Consider the following 7,585-nt stretch of genomic DNA (forward strand, 5'->3'; position numbering starts at 1 on the left):
GCTCCGCTCCGCCTTCAGTTCCTCAGGATGATCTTCGCCGACGCGGTACGACCGGAGTCGAGATCGTGGAAGGCCTGCGCCCCGTCGCGCATCGGCCGCTGCTCGGTCCAGCCGAGGTCGCCGAACCGCCCGGACGCGAGAAGCGCAACCGTCTCGCGGAAATCGGGCATGGAGTAACAGTAGGAACCGGCAAAGATGATCTCGCCGAGCGTCATGCGCCGCACGTCGACGCCCTCCGATCCCGGCAGAAGGCCGAGGTGGATCACGACGGCGCCGCGGGCGGCCATGCGGAACGCCGCTTCGCGCGTGCTGCGGGCGCCGACGGCATCGAAGACGACGTCCACGCTCTGGCTGTCCGGCTCTTCGGTCGCCGGATCATAGGCATGAATGGCGGGGTGCGCGCGCGCGGCGGCGTCGCGGCGACCCGGATGCGGTTCGGCGATCGAGACGCGACCCGCTCCGCAGATCGTCAGCGCCAGCGCGGTGCCGAGGCCGATCGCGCCGCCGCCGAGCACGACGGCGCGCGCGCCGGGAAGCGGGCGGCGCATCAGCCGGACAGCCATCTGCACCGCATGGTAGGACACCGCCAGCGGCTCGGCGAGCGCGGCCGTTTCCATCGCCATCGAATCGGGGATTTCGACCAGGTTTCCCTCCGGCACGACGACCCTGTCGGCGAAGGCGCCGGCATGCGGCGGCAGCCCGATGTTGCGCTGGTTCAGGCACAGGTGCTGCGCGCCCGCCTGGCAGTTGACGCAGCGGCCGCAAAACAGGAACGGGTTGACCGCGACGCGGCGTCCCGCGAGCGCGCCCGTCTCGACCACGCCGGCCGCCTCGTGTCCCATGACCATCGGCGGGACGCGACGCGGATCGTGGCCATGGTAGCCGTGCATGTCGGAACCGCAGATGCCGCAGCTGTCGACCCGCACGACCGCTTCCCCCGGACCTGCCACCGGCTCCGGAAAATCGCGATAGTCGAGGGTTTCCTTGCCCAGGTAGACGAGCGCTTTCATGCGATGGCTTTCCGGCTTTCGGCTAGAAGAACAGCGACGGCAGGAACGTGCTGACGGCAGGAACGTAGGTCACCAGCATCAGCACGAACACGTTCACCAGCAGGAACGGAACCGAGGCGCGCACCAGCTTCCACAGGTCCACCTTGGCGATGGCGGCGCCCACATAGAGGCAGTTGCCAACCGGCGGGGTGACCAGGCCGAGACCCAGATTGACCACCATCATGGTGCCGAACTGGATCGGATCCATCCCCGACGCGACCGCCACCGGCAGCAGGATCGGAGCAAACAGGATCAGCGCCGGCACGAGGTCGATGAACATCCCGACAACCAGCAGGAACAGGTTCATCAGCAGCAGGACGAAGATGGGTCCGATGTCGAGTTCGGTGAAGAAGGAAACGAGTTCGGCCGGGAACTGCTCGATCGCCACCACCCAGGCGACGACCGATGTCGTCGCCACCACGAAAAGCGGAACGGCGGTGTTCACCGCCGATTCGACGGTGATCCAGAAGAGCTGGCGGAACGAGTATTCGCGGTAGACGACACCCGCCAGGAACAGCGCGTAGACGACGCCGATGACGCCGGCCTCGGTCGCCGTGGTCAGGCCGGTGACGATGGCGCCGAGCAGGAACACCGGCAACAGAAGCGACAGGATGGCGCCCTTGAAGGCTTCCCACAACTCGCCGACGGGTGCTCGCCGCTCCGACTGCGGCCAGCCCTTGCGCTTGGCCATCACGTAGACCGTCACCATCAAAAGCAGGCCGACGAGGATGCCCGGCACGAGACCGGCCAGGAACAGGGCGCCGATCGACGTGCCCACGGTGACGCCGTAGAGCACCATCGGGATGCTGGGCGGGATGAGGATGCCGATGGTCGACGAGCAGATGGTGATGGCGCCCGCGTCCTCGCGGGAGTAGCCCTGCTTTTCCATGGCCGGGATCATCAGGCTGCCGACCGCGGCGGTGTCGGCGACGGCCGATCCCGATATTCCGCCGAAGAACATCGACGATGCGACGTTGACGTGTCCGAGGCCGCCGCGGATGTGGCCGACCAGCGCCGAGGCGAGCCGCACCAGGCGCTGCGCGATGGAGGTCTCTCCGGCCAGCGACCCGGCCAGGATGAACAGCGGCACCGCGACCAGCGGGAAGGAATAGACGCCGTTGACCATCTTGTGCGGAATCTGCGCGAGCGGGAAGGTTCCGTCGAGATAGAAGGCAGCGACCGCTGCTGAACCGATCGCGATGGCGATCGGCACGCCGATGAACAGGCAGATGAAGAAGACGACGAAGATCGTGAGGATCATGACGGACGTCCGGGTGCGGGGTGCCTGACCAGCTTGACGAGATTCTCGACGCTGCACGCCGCCATCAGTGCCGCCGAGATGGGAAGGCAGAGATAGAAATAGCCGCGGGGAATCTTGAGCGCGTCGGAGAGGCTGTTCATGGCCTGCGTGACGATCTGCCAGCCATAGACGAGCATGATGACGAAGAAGCCGAGAACGATGATCTCGGCAATGATGCAGATGAGGCGCGAGAGCGGCGCGGGCAGCGCCTCGGCCAGCACGGAAAAGGCGATGTGCCGCTTCTCGTAGAAGGCCACGACACTGCCCAGGAACACGATCCAGATCAGCAGCACGTTGGGGACTTCCGTCGCCCAGTACAGTGATTCCTTGAGAACGTAGCGGTAGAAGACGCCCATCCCCACGCTGACGACCAGCGTGGCGATGAGCAGTCCGATGACCGCGCGCAGGATCGTGTTGACGAGCCGCACGTTGGTTACTGCGCCTGCAGGACCGCGTCGATCAGGTCACGCCCGATCGTCGCCTCGGACGCCTTGTAGGACTCCTCCGCGCCGGCGCGGAACGATTCCTTGTCGACGTCGCGGATGATGGTCAGGCCTTCGGCTTCGAGCCTGGCGACGAGATCCGCGTTCGCCTGGCGCGCGGCCGCGACCTGGATCAGGCTGCCCTGGCGCGCGGCGTCGAGCACCACCTCACGCGTCTCCTCGGGCAACTTCTCCCAGTATCCGCGCGACAGGACGAACTGGCTCGGAATGTTGGCGTGGCCGGTGAGGCTCATCGTCTTCTGCACCTCGTAGAACTTCGAGGTCCAGATGTTCTCCGGCGGGTTTTCCTGGGCGCTGACGACGCCCTGCTGCAGGGCCGAATAGACCTCCTCGAAGGGCAGCGGCGTCGGGTTGGCGCCCCAGGCCTTGAAGGCGGTCAGCCAGGGCTGGACGTTGGGAACCCGGATGTCGAGCCCCTGCAGGTCCGACGCGTTGCGGACTTCCTTGCCGTTGGTGGTGATGTAGCGGAAGCCGAGTTCGCCCCATGCGAGGACCTTGTAGCCGCGCTCGAAGAGAATGCCGTCGAGGCGCTCCTGCACCTCGCTGCCGCTGTGCAGGACCGCGTCGACATGCGCGTCGTCACGATAGATCATCGGCAGGTTGAGAACGTCGAGACGCTGGTCGATCTGGCCGTGACGGCCCATGATCGCGCCGTCCAGCGTTCCAAGCTGCATGGACTCCAGATACTCGGTCTCGGTGCCGAGCTGCGCTGCGGGGAAAACCTTGACGTCGAAGCGGCCGGGCAGCTTCTCCTCGAGCACTTCCTTGAACTTGCCGAGCCACAGCGCATAGCTGTGCGCTTCCGGCATGTTGTGCGCGATGCGCATGGTGATCTTGTCTTGCGCATGGGCCGAGCCGGCCGCCAGCGCGATGCCTGCCGAAAGGGCGGCGACGAAAATTCTTCTCGAAATGGAACGCATGTCTCTCCTCCAATGCGGGACAAATTGCGGCAGTCGATCATCGTCGCGACGACCGCGCAGCCTTTTCACACGATGCACAATCCCGGCCGCATGCTTGGCAAATGAGGTACTGTATGTCAATAAGGGTCTTGAAAATCGATCTGGCAAACAGGCGACACGAACCCGATGACGAGACAATATTCCCTTTCATATCTGACGCTTGAGCGCGATCCCGCCGAAACGATCGAACACGCCGCGACCGCCGGCTACGACTATGTCGGCGTGAGGATACTGCCTGCGGTCGAGCAGGGAAAAGCCTTCCCTCTCTTCAGGGACAAGGCGCTGCTCGCCGAGACCATGCGCCGTGCGCGCGACACGGGGATCGGGGTACTCGACGTCGAGATCGCCAGGATCGACGGCCGGAGCGGCGCGGAGGACTGGCTGCCCATGCTGGAGGCCGCCGGACGCCTCGGCGCCCGGACCGTGATCGCGGCCGGCGACGACCCGGACCTTTCGCGCATGACCGATACCTTCGCCGCGCTCTGTGCGGCCGCCGCGCCGTTCGGGCTGACCGTCAACCTCGAATTCACGCCCTGGACGGCGCTGCGCGACGCCCGCATGGCGCTCGATGTCGTGACTGCCTCCGGCGCCGCCAACGCGGAGGTTCTGATCGACACGATCCACGTGGCGCGATCGACCACCACGCTCGACGACCTGAGGGCGATACCGCCGTCGCGCATGAGTTACATCCAGATCTGCGACGCGCCGGCCGGAGTTCCGACGTCTCGCGACGAACTCCTGTTCACCGCGCGCCAGGAACGTTTGCTGCCGGGCGAGGGCGGCGTCGACATCGAGGCCCAGGTCGCGGCCCTCCCCGCGTCCCTGATCGTCAGCGTGGAGATTCCCAGCCACACCCGGATCGCCAGCGTCGGCGCGGCGCAATGGGCGCGCCGAACGCTCGACGTCTCGCGCGCGGCGATGGAGCGTTTCGACGCCGCGCGACAATCGCCGGTGCCGGCTCGCGTCTAGAGCCATTGCTTCGAGGGACGCCACGCATGGAAAACGCCACTTCGCCCATTTCGACGCCGCAACTTCCCTTCGACGCCGGCCTGCTCGATGCATTGATGGAGGAGGCCGGGCTCGACGTGCTCGTCCTCACGTCGAAGCACAACGTGCAGTACATGCTCGGCGGCTATCGCTTCTTCATGTTCGACACCATGGATGCGATCGGGCTCAGCCGCTACCTGCCGATCCTCGTCTATCCCAGGGGCGCACCCGACAAGGCAGCCTACATCGCCAACCCGAACGAGCGCTACGAGCAGGAAATCCGCGATTTCTGGCCGGCGACGATCGTGGCGAAGGCGCGCGGCACGACCGACGCGATGGCGCTCTGCATCGACCATCTGCGCGGGATCGGCGCGGATCGAGGCCGCATCGGTGTCGAGGCCGGATTCCTGCCCGCCGATGCCTGGGCGTTGATGTCACGCGAACTCGGCTCCGTCCCGCCCCGCGACTGCGTGGAGGTGATGGAGACCTTGCGCATGATCAAGACGCCCGCCGAACTCGAACTCCTCAGGTCCGCTTCCGAACGCATCGAGCGATCGATGCTGGAAACCTTCGCCTCGATCAGGCCGGGCCAGACCAAGGGGCAGATCACGGAGACGCTCAGGCAGCGCGAAGTCGCCCATGGCCTGGTGTTCGAATACTGCCTGATCACCGTCGGCGGCAGCCTGAACCGCGCGCCCTCGGCCGAAATCATCCAGGAAGGAGACATCCTGTCGCTCGATTCCGGCGGCAACCTCGGCGGCTACATCGGCGACATCTGCCGCATGGGCATCCTGGGCAAACCACCGGCCGCGGAACTGGTCGAGGCGCTGGCGGAGATCGAAGCCATCCAGCAGGCGGCGCGCCGGCCCGTCCAGCCCGGCCGCCTCGGTGCGGACATCTTCGAAGCGGTGGCGGCTCTGGTCGAGATCCCGCGCGAAGGAACGCTGAGCTTCGTCGCGCACGGCATGGGCCTCGTCAGCCACGAGGCGCCCCGGCTGATGGCCGACGGGCCGATCCCCTATCCTGCGCCGCACCGGGACCGTCCCCTTGTCGCGGGAATGGTTCTCTCGATCGAAACCACCTGGCAGCATCCGCGTCTCGGATTCCTGAAGCTCGAGGACACGGTGGCGGTCACCGAAACGGGCTGGGAAGCCTTCGGCGACGGCCATCGCGGCTGGAACCGCGCCGGCGCCTGACGCTTTGGCCGCTCTGCGCGCGTGGAAACCTGAGAGCCCGTTTCGAAAGTCGCTCCGGCGAGTCGGATGGCGGTGATTTCGAGAACCGGAGCGGAGTGGACATGAGGTCCGTGAGCACCGGAGCGCAGAAATCGCTGTCAGGCGGCCGTCGGAGTAGAGTTTCGGCACGGGCTCAAGGCCGCAGGATGATCTTCACACCCTCGCGCCGCTCCACGAGACCGAGTGCCTGCTCGAAGTCCTCGAAGGCCAGTTCATGCGTGACGAGCTTCATGATCGTCGGGGCCACGGCGGGCAGCAACCGCATGACCAGGCGCCATGTCGGGTCGTTGTAGCCGCGAGATCCGATCAGTTCGAGCTCCTTCAGGACGGCGGGCGTGGTAACGAAGCTCGCCGGACCATGGCAAAGGCCGATCAGGCCGACGCGACCGGCTTTCGCGGCAAGCGCGAGCGTCTGCTCGAGAACCGTCGCGTTGCCGCTCGTCTCGTAGACCACGTCCGCGCCGGCCGGCGCTATCCTGCGCAGCGCCAGGACGGGATCCGTCTCACCGACATCGACCGTGATCATGCCGAGCGAGCGGGCCAATGCGAGGCGGGCGCGATCGGCGGCCACGCCGGTGATCAGCACGTCCGAGGCGCCGGCATGGAGCGCCAGTATGCCGGTGAGCAGGCCGATCGGGCCGGCGCCGATGACCGCGACCACGTCGCCGCCGCGCACCGGCACCCGCTCGAAAACCGCATGCACGGCGACCGCCATCGGCTCGAGCAATGGCGCCACCGCCGTGTCGAGACCGCCGGGAAGCCGGTAGACCTGTTTTTCCGGCACGCTCACCATCTCGGTCCAGCCGCCGTCGATATGACCGCCCATCAGGCGTCGGTCGTCGCAAAGCGTCGGCCGGCCAAGGCCGCAATAGCGGCACCTGCCGCAGGCAAGCTGCGGATTGATGGCCACCACGTCGCCGCGCTTCAGCGCGCTGCCGAGCGGGGCCTGCTCGACCGTTCCGGAAAACTCGTGCCCGACGACGACCGGAAAGGAGGGGGCGTACTGGCCCACGACCGCCTCGTGCCATTTCCAGATCGCCACGTCCGTGCCGCAGATGCCCCCGGCGCCGATCCTGACCAGAACGTCGCCGTCCGCCCGCACGGGTTCGGGCTTCTCGACGATGGACATGGCCCCATGCCGGGGCGCCAGCTTCGCGATCGCGCGCATCGATCTCTCCCCTCGGCCCCTCAGGACTGTCCCATGTCGTGCGACGTCAACTCGTAGGCGAGGTTGTAGGCGATGCTGCGCGGTTCGACGAAGCCGCAGGCGCTGGCCGCGATCGCCGCCTCGATTTCGCCGATCGCCGCCTCCAGTTCGGGGCGGCCGCTGCCTTCCGTGATGACCACCGCATCGAAGCCGCGCTCGGCCATCTCCGGGCGGAGTTCGGTCTCGCGGGTGCGCACGCCCGAAACCTCGGTGCGCGCCAGGCCGACATGCGCCCCGCAGACACCCCTGATCGCGAGGATCGTCTCGACCAGCGCCGGCGCGCCTGCGCGCGCGGCTGCCTCGCCCGCGCCCTCGGCGAAGGACAGGCGCGTGGTGGCCGCCGCG

The 7,585-nt window shown here is 66.9% G+C and carries 7 protein-coding genes and 1 pseudogene; 2 read left to right on the plus strand and 6 right to left on the minus strand.

The genetic code is table 11. The features are described 5' to 3' along the window. Nucleotides 1-14: 14 nt before the first annotated feature. From EJC49_RS21865 to EJC49_RS21880, 4 genes are read right to left on the minus strand one after another with little or no spacing between them, the layout of a single operon-like run. Entirely contained in the window at nt 15-1,010 is a 996-nt protein-coding gene (locus EJC49_RS21865; RefSeq protein ID WP_126702052.1) for a zinc-dependent alcohol dehydrogenase, read from the minus strand. A gap of 22 nt (nt 1,011-1,032) precedes the next feature. Continuing rightward, nucleotides 1,033-2,310, minus strand: coding sequence for a TRAP transporter large permease (locus EJC49_RS21870; RefSeq protein ID WP_126702053.1), 1,278 nt, complete (start codon nt 2,308-2,310; stop codon nt 1,033-1,035). Beyond that, on the minus strand, nt 2,307-2,777 hold the full coding sequence (locus EJC49_RS21875) for a TRAP transporter small permease (protein ID WP_126702054.1): 471 nt from the start codon (nt 2,775-2,777) through the stop codon (nt 2,307-2,309). The genes EJC49_RS21870 and EJC49_RS21875 overlap by 4 nt, the downstream gene beginning before the upstream one ends. 5 nt (nt 2,778-2,782) lie before the next feature. Continuing rightward, nucleotides 2,783-3,772 carry a TRAP transporter substrate-binding protein gene (locus tag EJC49_RS21880; RefSeq protein ID WP_126702055.1) on the minus strand — a complete coding sequence of 330 codons (990 nt, stop codon included), beginning with the start codon at nt 3,770-3,772 and terminating at the stop codon, nt 2,783-2,785. 165 nt (nt 3,773-3,937) lie between these two features. Here EJC49_RS21880 and EJC49_RS21885 point away from each other — a divergent pair, with 165 nt between their 5' ends. Both EJC49_RS21885 and EJC49_RS21890 read left to right on the plus strand, forming a co-directional pair. Continuing rightward, nucleotides 3,938-4,780, plus strand: coding sequence for a sugar phosphate isomerase/epimerase family protein (locus EJC49_RS21885; protein WP_126702056.1), 843 nt, complete (start codon nt 3,938-3,940; stop codon nt 4,778-4,780). A 26-nt stretch (nt 4,781-4,806) separates the two neighbouring features. Then, nucleotides 4,807-5,994, plus strand: coding sequence for a M24 family metallopeptidase (locus EJC49_RS21890; protein ID WP_126702057.1), 1,188 nt, complete (start codon nt 4,807-4,809; stop codon nt 5,992-5,994). 172 nt (nt 5,995-6,166) lie between these two features. On the opposite strand, the gene EJC49_RS21895 is transcribed toward EJC49_RS21890, so the two are convergent. Both EJC49_RS21895 and EJC49_RS25830 read right to left on the minus strand, forming a co-directional pair. After that, nucleotides 6,167-7,201 carry a zinc-dependent alcohol dehydrogenase gene (locus tag EJC49_RS21895; RefSeq protein WP_126702058.1) on the minus strand — a complete coding sequence of 345 codons (1,035 nt, stop codon included), beginning with the start codon at nt 7,199-7,201 and terminating at the stop codon, nt 6,167-6,169. Nucleotides 7,202-7,221: 20 nt separating this feature from the next. Further along, nucleotides 7,222-7,585 (minus strand): annotated as a pseudogene (locus EJC49_RS25830) (hypothetical protein); the annotation flags it as partial.

This window comes from Aquibium carbonis, assembly GCF_003970795.1.
GTDB lineage: Bacteria > Pseudomonadota > Alphaproteobacteria > Rhizobiales > Rhizobiaceae > Aquibium > Aquibium carbonis.

Excerpts from the sequence above, each read along its gene's own strand:
- EJC49_RS21870 (WP_126702053.1), bottom strand. The coding sequence starts at position 2,310 with ATGATCCTCACGATCTTCGTCGTCTTCTTCATCTGCCTGTTCATCGGC.
- EJC49_RS21885 (WP_126702056.1), top strand. The coding sequence starts at position 3,938 with ATGACGAGACAATATTCCCTTTCATATCTGACGCTTGAGCGCGATCCC.
- EJC49_RS21895 (WP_126702058.1), bottom strand. The coding sequence starts at position 7,201 with ATGCGCGCGATCGCGAAGCTGGCGCCCCGGCATGGGGCCATGTCCATC.
- EJC49_RS21865 (WP_126702052.1), bottom strand. The coding sequence starts at position 1,010 with ATGAAAGCGCTCGTCTACCTGGGCAAGGAAACCCTCGACTATCGCGAT.
- EJC49_RS21880 (WP_126702055.1), bottom strand. The coding sequence starts at position 3,772 with ATGCGTTCCATTTCGAGAAGAATTTTCGTCGCCGCCCTTTCGGCAGGC.
- EJC49_RS21890 (WP_126702057.1), top strand. The coding sequence starts at position 4,807 with ATGGAAAACGCCACTTCGCCCATTTCGACGCCGCAACTTCCCTTCGAC.